At 71.8% G+C, this 15970-nt stretch carries 14 protein-coding genes; 9 read left to right on the top strand and 5 right to left on the bottom strand.

What is annotated here, in order from left to right; genetic code table 11:
* Positions 1-20: 20 nt before the first annotated feature.
* Both DEO23_RS09920 and DEO23_RS09915 read right to left on the bottom strand, forming a co-directional pair.
* Positions 21-311, bottom strand: a complete 291-nt coding sequence (locus tag DEO23_RS09920; protein ID WP_109275864.1) for a YciI family protein — start codon at positions 309-311, stop codon at positions 21-23.
* A gap of 102 nt (positions 312-413) precedes the next feature.
* Complete coding sequence (locus DEO23_RS09915; protein WP_109275863.1) at positions 414-1259, bottom strand: undecaprenyl-diphosphate phosphatase; 846 nt, start codon at positions 1257-1259, stop codon at positions 414-416.
* Positions 1260-1883: 624 nt separating this feature from the next.
* On the opposite strand from DEO23_RS09915, the gene DEO23_RS09910 reads away from it, so the two are divergent.
* The 3 genes from DEO23_RS09910 to DEO23_RS09900 are packed head-to-tail and all read left to right on the top strand — an operon-like array spanning position 1884 to position 4148.
* The gene (locus DEO23_RS09910) at positions 1884-2474 is read left to right on the top strand and encodes a helix-turn-helix domain-containing protein (RefSeq protein WP_109275862.1); all 591 of its coding nucleotides are present in this window, start codon (positions 1884-1886) and stop codon (positions 2472-2474) included.
* 4 nt (positions 2475-2478) lie between these two features.
* On the top strand, positions 2479-3642 hold the full coding sequence (locus tag DEO23_RS09905; RefSeq protein ID WP_109275861.1) for a serine hydrolase domain-containing protein: 1164 nt from the start codon (positions 2479-2481) through the stop codon (positions 3640-3642).
* Positions 3639-4148, top strand: coding sequence for a hypothetical protein (locus DEO23_RS09900; protein ID WP_109275860.1), 510 nt, complete (start codon positions 3639-3641; stop codon positions 4146-4148). Before DEO23_RS09905 ends, DEO23_RS09900 begins: the two co-directional genes overlap by 4 nt.
* A gap of 205 nt (positions 4149-4353) precedes the next feature.
* Here DEO23_RS09900 and DEO23_RS09895 read toward each other — a convergent pair whose 3' ends face one another.
* The 3 genes from DEO23_RS09895 to DEO23_RS09885 form a co-directional block, all read right to left on the bottom strand.
* Positions 4354-5205 carry an alpha/beta hydrolase gene (locus DEO23_RS09895; protein WP_109275859.1) on the bottom strand — a complete coding sequence of 284 codons (852 nt, stop codon included), beginning with the start codon at positions 5203-5205 and terminating at the stop codon, positions 4354-4356.
* A gap of 153 nt (positions 5206-5358) precedes the next feature.
* Positions 5359-6858 carry a family 4 glycosyl hydrolase gene (locus DEO23_RS09890; RefSeq protein WP_109275858.1) on the bottom strand — a complete coding sequence of 500 codons (1500 nt, stop codon included), beginning with the start codon at positions 6856-6858 and terminating at the stop codon, positions 5359-5361.
* A complete protein-coding gene (locus DEO23_RS09885; protein WP_109275857.1) occupies positions 6855-7625 on the bottom strand; it encodes a DeoR/GlpR family DNA-binding transcription regulator in 771 nt (256 codons plus the stop codon). The genes DEO23_RS09890 and DEO23_RS09885 overlap by 4 nt, the downstream gene beginning before the upstream one ends.
* Positions 7626-7740: 115 nt before the next feature.
* On the opposite strand from DEO23_RS09885, the gene DEO23_RS09880 reads away from it, so the two are divergent.
* Genes DEO23_RS09880 through dhaK form a run of 6 tightly spaced genes read left to right on the top strand, consistent with a single transcriptional unit; the run spans position 7741 to position 15905 of the window.
* Positions 7741-9096 (top strand): sugar ABC transporter substrate-binding protein, encoded by a 1356-nt coding sequence (locus DEO23_RS09880; protein WP_109275856.1) that lies wholly within the window; start codon positions 7741-7743, stop codon positions 9094-9096.
* Complete coding sequence (locus tag DEO23_RS09875) at positions 9093-10034, top strand: carbohydrate ABC transporter permease (RefSeq protein WP_109275855.1); 942 nt, start codon at positions 9093-9095, stop codon at positions 10032-10034. Before DEO23_RS09880 ends, DEO23_RS09875 begins: the two co-directional genes overlap by 4 nt.
* Complete coding sequence (locus DEO23_RS09870; protein WP_109275854.1) at positions 10031-10837, top strand: carbohydrate ABC transporter permease; 807 nt, start codon at positions 10031-10033, stop codon at positions 10835-10837. Before DEO23_RS09875 ends, DEO23_RS09870 begins: the two co-directional genes overlap by 4 nt.
* Positions 10838-10842: 5 nt before the next feature.
* Positions 10843-11952, top strand: a complete 1110-nt coding sequence (locus DEO23_RS09865) for a carbohydrate kinase family protein (RefSeq protein ID WP_109275853.1) — start codon at positions 10843-10845, stop codon at positions 11950-11952.
* Between the two features lie 56 nt (positions 11953-12008).
* Positions 12009-14852 (top strand): sugar-binding protein, encoded by a 2844-nt coding sequence (locus DEO23_RS09860; protein ID WP_109275852.1) that lies wholly within the window; start codon positions 12009-12011, stop codon positions 14850-14852.
* 54 nt (positions 14853-14906) lie between these two features.
* The gene (dhaK, locus tag DEO23_RS09855) at positions 14907-15905 is read left to right on the top strand and encodes a dihydroxyacetone kinase subunit DhaK (protein ID WP_109275851.1); all 999 of its coding nucleotides are present in this window, start codon (positions 14907-14909) and stop codon (positions 15903-15905) included.
* The last annotated feature ends 65 nt before the right edge of the window (positions 15906-15970 follow it).

The following is a 15970-nucleotide window of genomic DNA, read 5'->3' as shown; positions in this document are numbered from 1 at the left end:
CCGGCTCAGCGCTCGGTGTCTCAGGCGCCGCCGATGCTCCCGATCACGACGTTCCAGTCGTGGACCTCGCGCCGCTCGATCAGCCCTTCCCGACGGAACGGGTCCCCGTCCAGAGCGGCGAGGACGTCGCTGTCGTCCTCGCCCTGGAGGATCAGCAGGGCCTGACCGCCCCCGGTGTCCGGGTATGGGCCGCTCGCGATGAGCTCCCCGGACTCGTGCAGCCTGCCGAGGAAAGCACGGTGCTCCGGCCGCACGGCGTCCAGCCGCTCGGGCTCGTCGGCGTAGTGGTAGGTGACGGCGAAGGTCGTCATGGCAGCTCCTGTGGTGCGGGGTCGGCGTGCCACCCGGACTGGGTCACCTGATGGGGTTCCGGATGGGGTCTCCCAGCAGGATAGGCGGCTCGCGCCCTCGGCTCAGGCGCTGACCACGCCGCCCGCGAGCAGCCCCATCAGCACGAGCGCGAGGATCACCCGGTAGATGATGAACGAGGTGAAGGAGTTCTTCGAGACGAACCGGAGCAGCCAGGCGATCGAGGCGTAGGCGACCAGGAACGAGACCACCGTCGCGATGATCGTCGGCCCCCAGCCGACGGCCGCGGAGATGTCGTCGACGCTGGTCACGGCCTCCAGGCCGCCCGCGGCGACCAGCGCCGGGATGCCCATGAAGAAGCTCAGACGGGTGGCCGTGACACGGTCGAAGCCCAGCATCATGCCCGCGGTCATCGTCGCACCCGAGCGCGAGACCCCGGGGAACAGCGGCGAGAGGGCCTGGAACAGGCCGATCACCAGGGCATGCAGCACCGAGACGTGGTGCATCTCCTTGGGGACGACCTGGTGGGCCTGCATGCGGTCGCCGGCCCACATCGCCGCCGACCACACCAGCAGCGCGATCGCGATCACCCACATGCTGCGCAGCGACCCCTCGATCTGGTCGCGGAAGACCAGCCCCACGACCGCGACCGGGATCGACCCGAGGATGATGCCCCATCCCAGCGAGTAGTCGGGGTCGCGCCGCCCCTCCGCGCCCAGCAGTCCGCGCACCCAGGCGACCGCGATCCGCACGATGTCCTTGCGGAAGAAGATCACCGCGGCGAGGATCGCGCCGATCTGGATCACGGCGGTGAACGCGGTCATGCCGCGGGAATCGATGTCGTAGCCCAGCAGCTTCTCGACGATGTTGAGATGGCCGGTGCTCGAGACCGGGAGGAACTCGGTGATCCCCTCGACGATGCCGAGCAGGATCGCGTGCAGCCAGTTCACGGGCGGACTCCGAAAGCGTGTGGCGGATCAGGACGGTCGGAGCCTACGCCGCAGATCCTGTGCTCCCGCGCCGGCGGCACGGTTACGCGTGACCCCTCACAGGACCTGCACGGGGACTGCACGGGAGGTGGAGGCGGAGGTGGAGGACGCGGCTGGCACGCGGTCGGACTCCGACCTGGGCGCGGAGCGCGCCAGGGGCCTCGACCGGCGCCCGGGGCGGGAGCCTGGGCCTGAGCCTGGGCCTGGGCCTGGGCCTGGGCCTGGGCGGGAGCTTGGGCGGGAGCTTGGGCCTGGGCGGGACAAATAGCGCATCGTTTGCCATATATGGCAGACGATGCGCTATTTGTCCCAGCGCGGCCCTGGCACCCGGCTCGGGCGCGGCTGAAGCCGTCGCGCAAGTGCAGGACGAGCACCCCGGCACCAGTGCCGACCCCAGCTCCCGATGCCGAGCACGCCCAACGACCACACCACACCCTTGTCAGTTCTTCCGTAATTCCGTACTCTCGGAGGAAGTGTTGCGACGAACCCCGCCGAGGCACCGAGCGCCGTTCCCTCTCGTATCAGCGCTCCTAAGCCCCCAGCATCCGACCTCCCACACCCGACCTCGCCGACGAGGAGTCCACGATGAGCTCGAACCGCCCTGTGCCCCAGCACGCCGCCCCGTCGACCACGGCCGACCCGACCGACGGCGACCGGATCGCGCGCCTCGAGCAGCGGATCGTCGATCTGGGAGCGCGGCTCGACGCACTCGAGGGCCGCCCCGCACCGGACCCCACGACGCCGACGGCTTCCGGCACGGCGACCGACGACGATGACCCCTTCTGGGCTCTGAACAGCCTCAAGTCGCGCATGCCCGAGCCCGGTGGGGTGGTCTTCGCAGGCTCCGTCGACCCGGGCATGGGGCACGTGGAGTACCAGTGGGGTCGTCCCACCGACCCGTTGCTGCGCGCTGACTGGGCCGAGCGCGCCGAGCGCGTGGCGGCACTGGGCCATCCTCTGCGCCTCTCGCTGCTCCAGCGCCTGCTCGACGGCGAGCGTCCCGTCGCCCAGCTCGTCGACGAGCTCGACCTCGCTTCGACCGGGGTGGCCTATCACCACCTCAACGCGCTCCAGGGCGCGGGCTGGGTGACCTCTCCGACCCGCGGCACCTGGTCGATACCGCCCACCCGCGTGGTGCCGCTGCTGGCGATCATCACCGCTCTCGAGGAGGCGTGACCCGATGTTGGCCGATGACGATCAGACCACAGCACCCGATCAGCAGAGCGTGTCCGATCAGCCAACGACTCCCGGCCACCCCACGCTCGAGCGCCCCGCCCGCCGCACCGTGCTGGGGATCGGCGCCGCCTCGGTCGGGACACTGCTGGGCGCCGGGGCGCTGGCAAGCCCTCGACCCGGGAATCTCGGTGAATCGACGGGCGATCGACGCCTCGCCTCCGCGCTCGTTCCGCACCTGACGGGGCAACGCACGGTCGCGGCGGCCCTCATCGAGGGCGGCACCACGCGCTACGTCGGCTTCGGGGCCGATCAGCACCGCGAGTTCGAGATCGGGTCGTTGACCAAGACCTTCACCGCCGCACTGGTGATGGATGCCGTGGACCGCGGCGAACTCGCCCTGCAGGACACGGTCGCCGACGTCCTGGGCGACCGAGCATCCGGCGCGGCCGTCGCCGACGTCAGCATCCAGGAGCTGGCCAGCCACACCTCGGGCATCCCCTCGCTCCCGAGCGCTGTGACCGCGAAGAACATCTGGCGCACTCCCCTCCACCGCGACCCGTACGCAGGGTTCGACGCCGAGGCGGTCATCGATCTGGCCCTGGACGCCGAGCCCGTCCACCGCGGGAAGGTCGTCTACTCCAATCACGGGGTGGCTCTGGAGGGTCAACTGCTCGCTGTGGCGGCGGGGGCGTCGTGGGAGACCCTGCTGCACAAACGCCTGATCGACCCGATGCGTCTGCGCGAGACCTGGGCGCCGATCACGGCCGATCACCTGCCCGCGAACGCGCCGACAGGGCACGCCACCAACGGGCACCGATCGGGCGCCTGGACGATGGACGGCTTCGCTGCGGCGGGCGGCATCCGCTCCACGGCGACCGACATCGCCTCGTGGCTGCGCTCGATGATGGACGGCTCCAATCCCGGCGCCCACGGCATCGAGCCGGTCGCCCGGCAGAACGAGACCACGCAGGTCGGCATCAACTGGTTCACCAGCCAGCTCGAGGGCGGCGGATCCGCCGTCTGGCACAACGGCGAGACCGGAGGGTTCCACTCCTTCTGCGGCTGGTCACCGGAGACGGAGCGCGGATGGGTCATGCTCTCGGACACCGCGACCCCCGACGTCGACGACGTTTCGATGAGGGTGCTGTCCGGGGAGGTTCTGCGATGACCATGCCGACACTGCTGGCGACGTTGGCCCCCTACCTCGGCTGGGGCGTGCTGGCCCTGCTGGTGCTGCTGCAGCCGGTGTGGATCCTGATCGGCCGCCAGCACCCGCTGCGGATCCTGAATCACGCCCTCACGGGCACTTTCTATCTCCTGCTGGCGGGTCTGCTGGTGCCCCTCGCCGGGGCGATGACCGTCATCTGGTGGATGCTCGCGGCACTCATGATCGCGGCAGTCGTCGTCGCACTGGCACGCAGTCGGGTCGTGTCGCCGGGCGCGGACGCATGCCCTGTCCGGCAGGCCGCGGCGGGCGGCGCCGGGTCAGGACGGGGAGGGCGTGCCGGGCGTGAAGGACGGGTCGGCCGTGAAGGACGTGAAGGGCGCGCCGGTCGTGAAGGACGGGCAGAGCGGCGCACCGTTCTCCGTGCGACCAGGCCCTCGACCCCCGAGCTCGTGATCACCGGCGGCCTGGCAGTCGGCGCCGCGGCGCTGATGCTGATCGCGGGGTGAAAGGCGCAGGGCCCGCCGGCTGCCGACGAAGAAACTGCCCGGGCCCGGGCCTGGGCGGGACTAATAGCGCATCATCTGCAATATCTCGCAGATGATGCGCTATTAGTCCCGACGCGGCCCTGGCGCCCTGGTAAGGCCGCAGGCGCCCACGCGGCGTCCGGCAACCGCCGCGCACTCATCCCCAGTGCTCGTCTCGGCGCCCGCCTCAGCGCTCGCGGATCGGCAACCAGTCCAGGACGTCCTGGATGCCCTGATCCCAGAACCCCCACTCGTGCTCGCCCGTGCGCAGACGGGAAGTGAGGTCGATGCTGCGCTCCTCGGCGAGCTCGATGAACGCCTGGTTCTGGGTGACCAGTCGGTCCTCGGTGCCGCAGTCCAGGAACAGCTGTGGCAGGGCGTCGGGGTCGGCGCTGCGCAGCAGCCCCATCAGGTCGTCGGGGGTCCCCTCGATGGACCGTCCGTCCCAGATGCGCCGCGCGAGGTGGCCCTCGTGACCGGAGAGGTCGATGGCGCCGGGATCCGTCACTCCCGAGAGGCTCGCGGCGGCCGCGAAACGGCCCGGGTGGTTCAGGGCCAGCTTGAGGGCGCCGAAGCCACCCATCGACAAGCCCGCGACGAAGCTGTCCTCGCGCGCTCTCGAGATCCGGAAGGTGCGCGCGACCAGGGCGGGGAGCTCCTCGGAGACGAAGGTCCAGTACTTCTCGCCGACGGCTTCGTCGGTGTAGAAGGATCGGCGCACCTCGGGCATCACGACGGCGATCCCGCGCTCGCTGGCATAGCGCTCGATCGAGGTGCGGCGCTCCCAGATGGTGCAGTCGTCGCTCAGTCCGTGCAGGAGGTACAGCACGGGCACCTCGGGCTGACCCGTTGCGCCGCCGGGCGGTCCCGCCGCCGGGGCTGTCGCCCGACCCGGCGCTCCCGCGTCGGGGTCGGCGCCGTCGCGGCCGTTCGCGTCCCCGCTCATGCCGATCCCGGAGGTCGGCTCCGGCATCAGCACCACCATCGAGGTGCCCATGCCGAGCGACTCGGCGAAGAAGTCGGTGCGCATGCGGATCATGAGGCCTCCTGGCGATGTCGGGTCGTGTGTGGGTGCCCGGACCGAGTCATGCGCCCGGCGCGCACCACGCTGCGTCGAATCTACGTCCGAACGCGTCACCAGGGGCGAGAAGGCGAGAACGGGACGTCGCCGGGTCCTCGCCCACCGACGCCGTCACTCCCCCAGCAGTTCGCCGATCGAGCGCTGGCGTGCGGCGTAGGCGTCGACGAGATGAGCGCCGAGCTCCACCGAACGCACCAGGGGATGGGTCGCGAACCCCTCCCAGGCGGCGGCGCGAGCACGGGCCGGATCCGTGCTGGTCGCGGCCTCGAGGATGCAGCGCTCGGCGCCGCGCTGCTGGGCCATCAGCCCGAGCTGGTCCAGCGGCACGGGGCCGACGGCCTGTGGGTGCACGCCCTCGCCGTCGACGAGGCAGGGCACCTCGAGGACGAGGTCGGCGGGGAGCTGCGGGACGATCCGGGTGGAGGGATCCGCACTCGCGGCGGTCCCCGCGGGTGCGTTGCCGACGTCCAGGATCATGCGCTCGGTCCGCCCGGTCGCGATCGCGGTCATCAGGCGCAGGGCGACCTCCTGGTAGCCGCCGCCGGCGACGTCCGCCTCGCGCCGCTCCTCGTCGGCCTCGCGGGACTCGGCCATGTAGGTGGCCTCGCGTTCGTGCAGCGTCGCGCGCCAGGCCGCGAGGGGGCTGTCGTCGCCGCCCGCCCCGGCTTCGGTGCGCTCGGTCCCGGCGACCTCGGTCCCGGTGACCGCGCCCCCGGCATCCCCGGTCCCGGCCACCTCGCGGTAGAAGCGTCCCTGCTGCTGGACCAGGAACTCCCCGCGGGTGGCACCCGCCGACAGGATCCGCTCGCGGGCGCGCTCGGTGAACAGGTAGTAGTAGAGGTACTCGTTGGGCAGAGCACCCATCGTGCGCACCCAGTCGAAGCCGATCAGCCGTGCCTCCTCGATCTCTTCGAGGGAGGCGTCGTCGGCCAGGATCCCCGGCAGCCGGTCGCGCCCGTCGACCGACAGTCCACGCAGCCAGCCCAAATGGTTCAGGCCCACGTAGTCGATGTCGATGCGATCCAGCGCGGAGGGGGCGTCGATGTCCTCGCCGATCAGGCGGCCGACCCGGCGCACCAGGCCGATCGGGGTGTCGCAGATGCCCACCACGCGATCCCCGAGCACGCCGCGCATGGCCTCGGTGACGATCCCGGCGGGGTTGGTGAAGGTGATGGTCCAGGCCTGCGGGGCGACCTCGGCGATCGTGCGGGCGATCTCGAGAGCCACGGGGAGGGTGCGCAGGGCGTAGGCGAGACCGCCGGCGCCCACGGTCTCCTGGCCCAGCAGACCGAGGTCGAGCGCCACCCGCTCGTCGACGGTGCGCCCCTCGGCGCCGCCCACGCGCACCGCACTGAACACGAAGTCGGCGCCGGTGACGGCATCGCGCAGATCGGTGGTCGCCACCAGCCGCGGCAGCGGGCCGACGGCACGTCCCTGATCCCGCAGCTCCTCGCCGAGCTCGGTGATCACCCGTTCGATGGCGCGCAGGCGAGCGGGATCGAGATCCTGCAGGGCGATCTCGTCGATCCGCAGCCCGGTGGCGCCCGTCGCGGCGGCCTCGTAGACGAGCGGGACGCGGAAGCCGCCCCCGCCCAGGATGGTGAGCTTCATGGGGTGAGGACCTCCAGGTCGGAGTCGGGATCCGGGGTGAGGGCGTCGGCCGAGGGTGGCCGGTCCGTCGCCAGGACGTCGAAGCGGTCCAGCGGCGCGACCTCGAGGTAGCCGGTCCCCGGCAGCTTCCCGCTGTCGGCGAGAAGGCACGAGGAGATGGCGATGTCGAGCAGGCCGCGCTTGATCGGCACCTCACTGGGGGTGGTGTCCAGAACGGTGCCGTCGGCCCGGATCCCCGAGGTGCCCAGGAAGGCACGATCCACGCGGACCTGCCGCAGCGCGCTCTCGGTGATCGAGCCGACGAGGCTGCCATAAGTGGGGCGGAGGATCCCTCCGAGCACCACCAGTTCGATGTCCCTGGCGCCCGCGAGAGCATTCACGACGGCGATCGATGCCGTGACCACGGTGATCGACTTCTCCTGCAGGAACGGGCACATGGCGGCGACCGTGGTGCCGATGTCCAGGGCGATCACGTCACCCTCCTCGACGAGACCTGCGGCCAGGCGTGCGACCTCCCGCTTGGGCCCTGCCGCGTCGCGGGCGACCTGCGCGAACCCTCTGGGATCGGGCTCGGGTCGCGCGTCGCCGCGCGGGTCGCAGGCGCCACCGCGCACACGTCGCACGAGACCGCCGGACGCGAGATGCTCCAGATCCCGCCGGATCGTCGCCTCGGAGGCGGCGAAGGACCCCGCGAGCTCCGCGACCGGTACCGATCCGCGCCGACGCACGGCGGCGACGATCCCCCGGCGACGGTCATCGGTCAGCATGCGGCAAACCTAGCATCGCCGCTCATCTTCACGCAGTGCCGAACACGCGCGCTCAACTTCTCCCACAATCGCGCACACTGTGGCAGTCTGAGGCCCCGCCCACCTGGAGGACCTCATGCACCGTCGCCAGTTCCTCGCCTCCGCCGCCGCCGTCAGCGGCCTGGCCGCCCTCTCCGCCTGCGCCCCCGGCAGCGGCAGCTCCGACTCGCCGACGGGCCCGTCGGCCGATGCCGTCGACACCGACGTCGCCGCGCTCGGCGACGTCACCCTGAACGTGTGGGACCAGGAGGTCCGCGGCTCGCAGGACGAGGCCATCAAGGCCCTGATCACGGCCTTCGAGAAGAAGTACTCGAACGTCACGATCAAGCGCGTCAAGCAGTCCTTCGACGACCTCCAGAAGCAGACGGCGCTCACGCTCTCCGGCGGGGACGTGCCCGACGTGCTGCAGGTCAACAACGCCCGCGCCGACATGGGCGAGTTCGTCAAGGCGGGGCAGCTGCTGGACCTCTCCGGCTACGCCGACGCCTACGGCTGGACGAAGCGCTTCTCCGACTCCGTGCTGTCCAAGGCGCGCTACTCCAAGGACGCGAAGACCTTCGGGGAGGGCTCGCTGTGGGGCGTCCCGCAGACCGGCGAGGTCTGCGGGATCTACTACAGCGCCAAGAAGCTGAAGAGCATCGGCGTGGAGCCGCCGACCTCCTGGGACGAGGTGCGCACACTGCTCGAGACCGCGAAGAAGGGCGACGAGCTGCCGATCATGCTCGGCAACCTCGACAAGTGGCCGGCCCTGCACGTGTTCGGGCCGCTGCAGGCCGCGTACACCGACCCCGAGAAGATCACGGCCCTGGCCATGGGCAACGCCGGCGGCGACTGGGGCGACACGCAGAACGTGGACGCCCTCACCGAGCTCGCCGACTGGGCGGAGAAGAAGTACCTGGGCGACTCGCCGAACGGTCTGGACTACGACACCGCCTGGGCGGACTTCACCAAGGGCAAGGGCGTGCTGCTGATCGGCGGCTCGTGGCTGGGCACCGACATGGAGAAGGCGATGGGCGATGACCTGCACTTCATGGCACCGCCCGCCGGGGTGGGCGGGAAGGTCGCGACCACCGGCGGCACCGGTCTGCCCTTCGCGATCCCTGCGAAGGCGAAGAACCAGGTCGCGGCCGCGGCCTACATCGACTTCATCACCAGCAAGGACGCGATGGAGCTGATCGCGAAGAACGGCGGGATGCCGGTGCTGGACACCGCCGATCTCGCTCCCGCCTCGGGCGTGAACAAGGAGATCTTCGAGGCCTTCGACCAGGTCTCCACGAAGGGCGTGCTGCTGCCCTACCTCGACTACGCGACGCCCACCTTCTCCGACACCGCGGGCGCGACCCTGCAGGAGCTGATCGGCGGGCAGTCCGCGCCGAAGGACGCCGCGGCGGCGCTGCAGAAGGACTACGCGGACTTCACGGGCGCCTCGTGAGCACCCGGACGTCGGCCGCGCCCCGACGCCGCCGCGCCGGAGCCCCGTCGTCGGTGGTGCGCCGGCGGATCACCCCGTACCTGTTCCTGCTGCCGGGCTTCCTCGTCTACGGCGCGTTCGCGCTCTACCCGCTGGTGCGCTCGGCGCAGTTCTCCCTGTACGACTGGTCCGGGATCGGCGCCTCGACCTTCGTGGGCCTCGGCAACTACGCGGACCTGCTGCGGGACGGCGGGTTCCTGGCGGCGATCGGCAACGCCCTGGTGCTGATCGTCTTCTACGCCCTGCTGCCGCTCGCGATCGGGCTGGTCCTGGCCGCGGTGCTGCGCCGCGCCCAGGTGCGCGGACTGGGCTTCTTCCGCACCGTGATCTTCCTGCCGCAGGTGGTGGCGCTGGTCGTCGTCGCCGTCGCCTGGAAGCACATCTACGCGCCGGACGGCCCCCTGAACACCGTGCTGCGAGCCGTGGGCCTGGACTTCCTGGCCCGCGGCTGGCTCGGCGACCCCGGCGCGGCGCTGCCCGCGGTGGGGCTGATCGGCACCTGGCTCGAGATGGGCCTGGTGATGCTGCTCCTCCTCGCGGGCATGAGCCGCATCCCCGAGGACCTCTACGAAGCCGCCCGGCTCGACGGCGCCGGGCCGGTGCGCGAGTTCTTCGCGATCACCCTGCCCTCGGTGCGCGGGGAGATCGTCTCCGCCCTGGTGCTGACGATCATCGCGGCCCTGAAGACCTTCGACCTGGTGTACATGACCACCTCGGGCGGGCCGGGCGATGCCACCACCGTGCCCAGCTACGAGGTCTACCGGCGGGCCTTCGAGCTCAAGGACGTGGGCTCGGCCAGCTCCGTCGCGATCGTGCTGACGATCCTCGTGTTCGCGATCAACCTGCTGGTCACCCGGATCGACGAGCGACCGGAGCGTGCCGCAGGAGGCCGACGATGAGGATCTCCGCCGCCGAGCGCACGATGAACTACGTCGTGCTGGTGCTGTTCGCCCTGTTCGCCCTGTTCCCGGTGCTCACCATCCTGCGCGACGCCTTCTCGGCCCGGATCGGGGCGAGCGGCGGCATCCACCCGGAGAATCTGCTGGACGCCTGGCGGATCGGCGGCTTCGGTGCCTCCCTGGCGAACTCTCTCGTGGTCGCCGTGATCGTCGTGGTGGTCTCGGTGGCCCTGTCCCTGGGGACCGGCTACGCCTTCGGCACCATGCGCTTCCCCGGTGACCGGGTGCTGTTCCCCCTGTTCCTGCTGGGCCTGATGATCCCGGCCGAGGCCATCGTGATCCCCCTGTTCTACGACCTGCGCACGGTGGGGATGACCGACACCTACGCCGCGATCGCGCTGCCGCAGATCGCGCAGTCGATCGCCTTCGGCACGTTCTGGATGCGCGCGCAGTTCCGGGCGATGCCCACCAGCCTCGTCGAGGCGGCGGCCCTGGACGGGGCCAGCCCCCTGCGCACCCTGACGCGGATCCTGGTGCCGGCCTCGCGGCCCGCGATCGTGACCCTGGTGGTGCTCGTGGGACTGTGGACCTGGAACGAGTTCCTGATCGCCCTGGTGATGACGCCGTCGGGCCGTCATCGTACGGCGCCGCTGGGACTGGCGAACTTCCAGGGCCAGTACACGGCCGACAACGCCCTGCTCGCCGCGGGGGCGATCATCGTGGCCGCACCGATGGTGATCCTGTTCCTGGTGCTCCAGCGCCACTTCATCCGCGGCATGATCGACGGAGCCTCCAAGGAGTGAGAGAGATGGACGAGACCACGCCCGCCGCCCCCTGGGACCCGCTGGCCTCCCAGCGCACACCCGGCGACCCGCCGCTGGACGTGCTGCTCTCGGGCACCGTCTTCTTCGACATCGTCTTCACCGGGCTGGACCGCATGCCCGCCCCGGGCGAGGAGCTCTGGTCCGAGGGACTGGGCTCGTGCCCGGGCGGCATCGCCAACCTCGCCACGGCGACCGCGCGGCTGGGCCTGCGCACCGGGCTCGTCGCCGGCTTCGGGGACGACGCCTACGCCGACTGGATGTGGGAGACCCTCAGCGAGGACGAGGGCATCGACCTGAACGCCTCCCGCCGGTTCCCCCAGTTCCACTCGCCGCTGACCGTCTCGGTCGCCACCCAGCAGGATCGTGCGATGGTCACCCACGGCCACCAGCTGCCCGAGCCGCTCTCCACGCTCATCGACCGCGCTCCCGCCGCCCGCGCCGCGGTGGTCGACCTCGCCGGGGAGACGGCCTGGTGGTCGCGCCTCGCCGCCGAAGGCACGCTGATCTTCGCCGACATCGGCTTCGACGCGAGCGGCCGCTGGGACCCCGCGGACCTCGCCCCGCTCACCCACTGCCACGCCTTCACCCCCAACGCCGTCGAGGCCATGGCCTACACCCGCACCGACACCCCGGGGGCCGCCGTGCGGGACCTGGCCGAGAGGGTGCCGCTCGCGATCGTCACCGACGGCGCGGAGGGCGCCTACGCGATCGACTCCTCGACCGGCGAGGAGGAGTACTGCCCGGCCGTGCCCGTGACGGCGCTGGACACGACCGGCGCCGGCGACGTGTTCGCGGCGGCGATCGTGCTGGGCACCCTCGCCGGGCGGCCGCTCGAGGAGCGCCTGAAGTTCGCCTCCCTGTGCTCGGCGCTGGCCGTCCAGCAGTTCGGCGGCTCCCTCGCCGCCCCCGGCTGGGGCGACATCAGCGACTGGTGGGGCGCGCTCACCGGCGCGTCCGACGCCGGCGACCTGCGCGCCAAGCACACCCGCGACGGCTACCGCTTCCTCGAGGAGGTGCTGCCCGACCGCGCCGTCCAGGGCAAGCGCCGCGCCCAGGGCACCTTCGCCCTGCGCTCGGACGCCGGGGAGCACTGAGCACCCGGCCATCCGCTCGATCAGCCCCGTCCAGAGGATCAGTTCGAGGAGGAACGATGATCCCGATCCCCCGCCCCGCACCCCACGCCGCCGACCGCACCGCTCCACCCCCGGCACCCGGGAGCGCACACCGCACCGACGATCCCGCCCCGGCACCGTCCCGGCGCGCGGTGCTGCGCGGCGGGGCCGCCCTCACCCTCGCCGGCGGTGCCGGCGCGCTCGCGGGCGGCGCCCTCACCCCCGCCGAGCAGGCCGCCGCGGCGGGAACGATCGACCTCGACGTGCTGTACATCGGCGCGCATCCCGACGACGAGGCGTGGGCGCTCGCCGCCTTCGGGCAGTGGAACGAGGTCCACGACCAGGAGGCAGGCGTCATCACGGTCACCCGCGGCGAGGGCGGCGGCAACGCCGTCGGCCTCGAGGAGGGGCCCGAGCTCGGCGTGATCCGCGAGGCCGAGGAGCGCACCGCCGTGGGCATCGCCGGGATCCGCCACGTGTTCAACCTCGACGCCGTCGACTTCTGGTACACGCTCTCCGCGCCCCTCACGCAGCAGGTCTGGGGCGAGAAGGCCGTGCTCGGCCGGATCATCCGGGTGGTGCGGGCCACCCGGCCGGACGTCATCGTCACCATGAATCCCTCGGCCGTCGAGGGCAATCACGGCAACCACCAGCAGGCGGCACGTTTCGCGCTCGAGGCCTATCTGATGGCAGGACGCGAGGACGTCTTCCCCGAGCACTTCGAGGAAGGGCTGAAACCCTTCACCCCGGCCAGGGTCCTGCGGTCGGGGTCCGACGGCAGCGGCGGCACGGGGCCGGATGCCGTGGCCAAGGGCTTCGCGCCGACCGTCGCCTCCGACGTCGTCTACGGCGCCTGGAACGGCACGTGGTCGCAGAAGCACGGCACCCGCTGGAGTGCCCAGCTCGACCGCTCCATCCACGCCTACGCCACGCAGGGATGGACCGTGAACGACCCCTCCCCCATCGACCCTGCGAAGATCCCCGTCGCCTGGTTCACCCTGCTGGACTCCCGCGCCCCGCTCGCCGATCCCACCAGGGGGGACGACGCCGCCCTGCGGGGCGCCTCGCTGCCCTCCCACAGGGGCGGCCTGCCCGAGGGGACACGACTCGAGATCACCGCCGAACGCTTCGACGTCGTCCCCGGCGTCCCCGTCACCGTGGAGGTCATCGCCCGCGCCGGCCGTTCCGCCCTGCCCCGTGCGCGGGTGGACGTGGACGTGCCCGAGGGCTGGACCGTCCGGGGCGATTCGTCGCTGGGCACTGTCGCGGCCCACCGCAGCGCGACCGCGCGCCTCACCGTCACCCCCGCGAAGGACGCCGCGACCGGCGAGGCCGTGCAGATCCGGGCGGCCCTGCGCTGCCGCAGGGGTGAGGGCCACAACGTGCTCCCCCTGCGCACGGCGGGTCCCGTGCGGGCCGGGCTCGCACCCCGCTCGGAGATCGCCCAGTTCCTCGACTGGACCGAGGACCTGGGCATGCAGCGCTTGAACGCGCTGGTCCCGACGCAGCGCACTCTCGGCTCCGGGCTCACCAGCACCTGGGACCTCGAGGTCGAGAACCTCTCGGACCAGGCCCGCTCGGCCGACGTCGAGCTGACCCTCCCCGACGGCATCACCGCCGACCCGTCGAGAGTGCACGTCGACGAGGTCCCCGCGGGCAGGACGACCACCGTGCAGGTGAGCGTCGAGAACACCGACGACTCCCTGCCCACGGCGAACCGTGCTCCGCACGGCGGCATCTACCCCGTGACGGCGAGTGCGACCAGTGACGACATCACGCACACGCAGCAGCAGGGACTCGTGCTCGTGCCGCGCCTGGTGGCGAAGCCGTCCGACGGGGGCGACGTCGACGGCCGGCGCGGAGACGGCGAGTACCCCGGCGACCCGATCGACATCGGCACCCTGTGGGAGGGCGCCGAGGTGAGCGGGAAGGACGCCTCGGGCTCCACCTGGGTCACCTTCGACGACGAGGCGCTGCACGTGTTCGTGCACGTCGTCGACGACACCGAGGGCACGGTGCTGCCGACGAACGACAACAAGCAGCGCTTCCGCACCGACTCCGTCGAGATCATGATCGACCCGCGCGGGACCTCCGAGTCCACCGCCTCGACGTTCATCCTCGGCATCCTGCCGGACACCCTGGATGCCGACGGGGACTCGGCGGGCGTCGCCGCCGGGCGCGACCACGACCAGCACCAGGGATCCCTCGAGGCCACGGCGCCCGGGGTGAAGGTCGCCTCCCACGTCAGCGACCCGTACACCGGCTACGACCTCGAGGTGACGATCCCCTTCACCGCCCTGCCCGACGGCATCGACCCCGAGCACATCGGCTTCGACGTCGTCGCCTACGACTCCGACACCCAGGACCGCACCGGCCAGTCACGGATCGGCTGGTCGACCTTCCCCGGCGTGCAGGCCGACCCCTACCGCTGGGGGATCCTGCAGCTGCCCGGCGCGAGCGAGGGCGAGGAGGCACCCCAGGACCCGGTCATCCCGAACACCGCCGCCCGCTCGGTCCAGTCCCCGCAGTCGATCATCCAGTCCGCCGACAGCGGCGTGGGCCTGGGCGGGCGCCCGTCGCTCGGACGGTCGGCGCTGCGCATCCGCGAGTCGCACCGCTCGACCTCGCACGTCCGGGCACGCATCCGCTCCCGGCGCGGCGGGACGCTGCGGGTGTACGCCTGGGACGGGACGAGCGTGATCGGCAGCGCCGACCCCGTCGACGTGCAGCCGGGCACGACCACGTCGGTCTCCGTCACGCTCGAGAAGTCCGCCGGGGCATCGGGGGCCGACGGCGGATCCCCCTCGGGCCGTCGGCTCGTGCTCGCCGCCTCCCTCGAGGACGCCGACGGGGCGACCGCCGCCGCCACGACGACGATCTGAGACCGACCCCGTGCGGACCGTGACGGCGGTCACCGCACGCGGTAGCGTCGGGGCATGAAGAAGCTCATCGACGCCACGGACGACGTCGTCGTCGACGCCCTGCGCGGCATGGCCCTGTCCCATCCCGATGACCTGCAGGTGGACCTCGAGAACCGCGTGGTGCTGCGCGGGCGCCCCAAGGAGGACGGGAAGGTCGCGATCGTCTCGGGCGGCGGCAGCGGCCACGAGCCCCTGCACGGCGGCTTCGTCGGCGAGGGGATGCTCGATGCCGCCTGCGCGGGCGAGGTCTTCACCTCCCCCGTGCCCGACCAGATCACCGCGGCGATCGCCGCCGTGGACCGCGGCGCCGGCGTGCTGCAGATCGTCAAGAACTACACCGGCGACGTCATGAACTTCGAGATGGCCGCCGAGCTCGCCGACGCCGAGTCGGGCACCGAGGTGCGCACCGTCGTCACGGCCGACGACGTCGCCGTCGAGGACTCGACCTTCACCGCCGGGCGCCGCGGCGTCGGCGGGACGGTCCTGGTCGAGAAGATCGCCGGCGCCGCCGCCGAACAGGGGATGTCGCTCGACGAGGTCACCGAGATCGCCGAGCACGTCTCGTCGCACTCCCGCTCGCTGGGCGTCGCCCTGACCTCGGTGACGGTCCCCGCCAACGGCAAGCCCTCCTTCGAGCTGGGCGAGGACGAGATCGAGATCGGCATCGGCATCCACGGCGAACCCGGGCGGCGGCGGGAGAAGATCGCCCCCGCCCGCGAGATCGCCCGCACCATGCTGGAGCCGATCCTCGCGGAGCTGCCCGGCGAGGGCCCGGTGCTGCTGTTCGTCAACGGCATGGGGGCGACCCCGCTGCTCGAGCTGTACATCCTGGCCGGCGACGCCCACGCGATCCTCGAGGAGGCGGGCGTCGAGGTCTCCCGCCGCCTGGTGGGCAACTACATCACCAGCCTGGACATGGCCGGCGCCTCGATCACCCTGCTGCGGCTGGACGAGCGGACCACCCACCTGTGGGACGCCCCGGTCGCGACCCCGGCCCTGCGTCGCGGCATCTGAACGCGGCACTCAGGCATCCGCCCGCGGGCGACACGGCATCACCCGGATCCGCAGACACGGAAAGG

This window comes from Brachybacterium endophyticum, assembly GCF_003130585.1.
Taxonomy (GTDB): Bacteria; Actinomycetota; Actinomycetes; order Actinomycetales; family Dermabacteraceae; genus Brachybacterium; species Brachybacterium endophyticum.
This window is presented reverse-complemented; position numbering and strand designations above follow the sequence as displayed.

What these genes read in the sequence shown, in the direction of transcription:
- DEO23_RS09920 (WP_109275864.1), bottom strand. Translation starts at nt 311, where the DNA reads ATGACGACCTTCGCCGTCACCTACCACTACGCCGACGAGCCCGAGCGG.
- DEO23_RS09910 (WP_109275862.1), top strand. Translation starts at nt 1,884, where the DNA reads ATGAGCTCGAACCGCCCTGTGCCCCAGCACGCCGCCCCGTCGACCACG.
- DEO23_RS09905 (WP_109275861.1), top strand. Translation starts at nt 2,479, where the DNA reads ATGTTGGCCGATGACGATCAGACCACAGCACCCGATCAGCAGAGCGTG.
- DEO23_RS09900 (WP_109275860.1), top strand. Translation starts at nt 3,639, where the DNA reads ATGACCATGCCGACACTGCTGGCGACGTTGGCCCCCTACCTCGGCTGG.
- DEO23_RS09895 (WP_109275859.1), bottom strand. Translation starts at nt 5,205, where the DNA reads ATGATCCGCATGCGCACCGACTTCTTCGCCGAGTCGCTCGGCATGGGC.
- DEO23_RS09890 (WP_109275858.1), bottom strand. Translation starts at nt 6,858, where the DNA reads ATGAAGCTCACCATCCTGGGCGGGGGCGGCTTCCGCGTCCCGCTCGTC.
- DEO23_RS09885 (WP_109275857.1), bottom strand. Translation starts at nt 7,625, where the DNA reads ATGCTGACCGATGACCGTCGCCGGGGGATCGTCGCCGCCGTGCGTCGG.
- DEO23_RS09880 (WP_109275856.1), top strand. Translation starts at nt 7,741, where the DNA reads ATGCACCGTCGCCAGTTCCTCGCCTCCGCCGCCGCCGTCAGCGGCCTG.
- DEO23_RS09870 (WP_109275854.1), top strand. Translation starts at nt 10,031, where the DNA reads ATGAGGATCTCCGCCGCCGAGCGCACGATGAACTACGTCGTGCTGGTG.
- DEO23_RS09865 (WP_109275853.1), top strand. Translation starts at nt 10,843, where the DNA reads ATGGACGAGACCACGCCCGCCGCCCCCTGGGACCCGCTGGCCTCCCAG.
- DEO23_RS09860 (WP_109275852.1), top strand. Translation starts at nt 12,009, where the DNA reads ATGATCCCGATCCCCCGCCCCGCACCCCACGCCGCCGACCGCACCGCT.
- dhaK (WP_109275851.1), top strand. Translation starts at nt 14,907, where the DNA reads ATGAAGAAGCTCATCGACGCCACGGACGACGTCGTCGTCGACGCCCTG.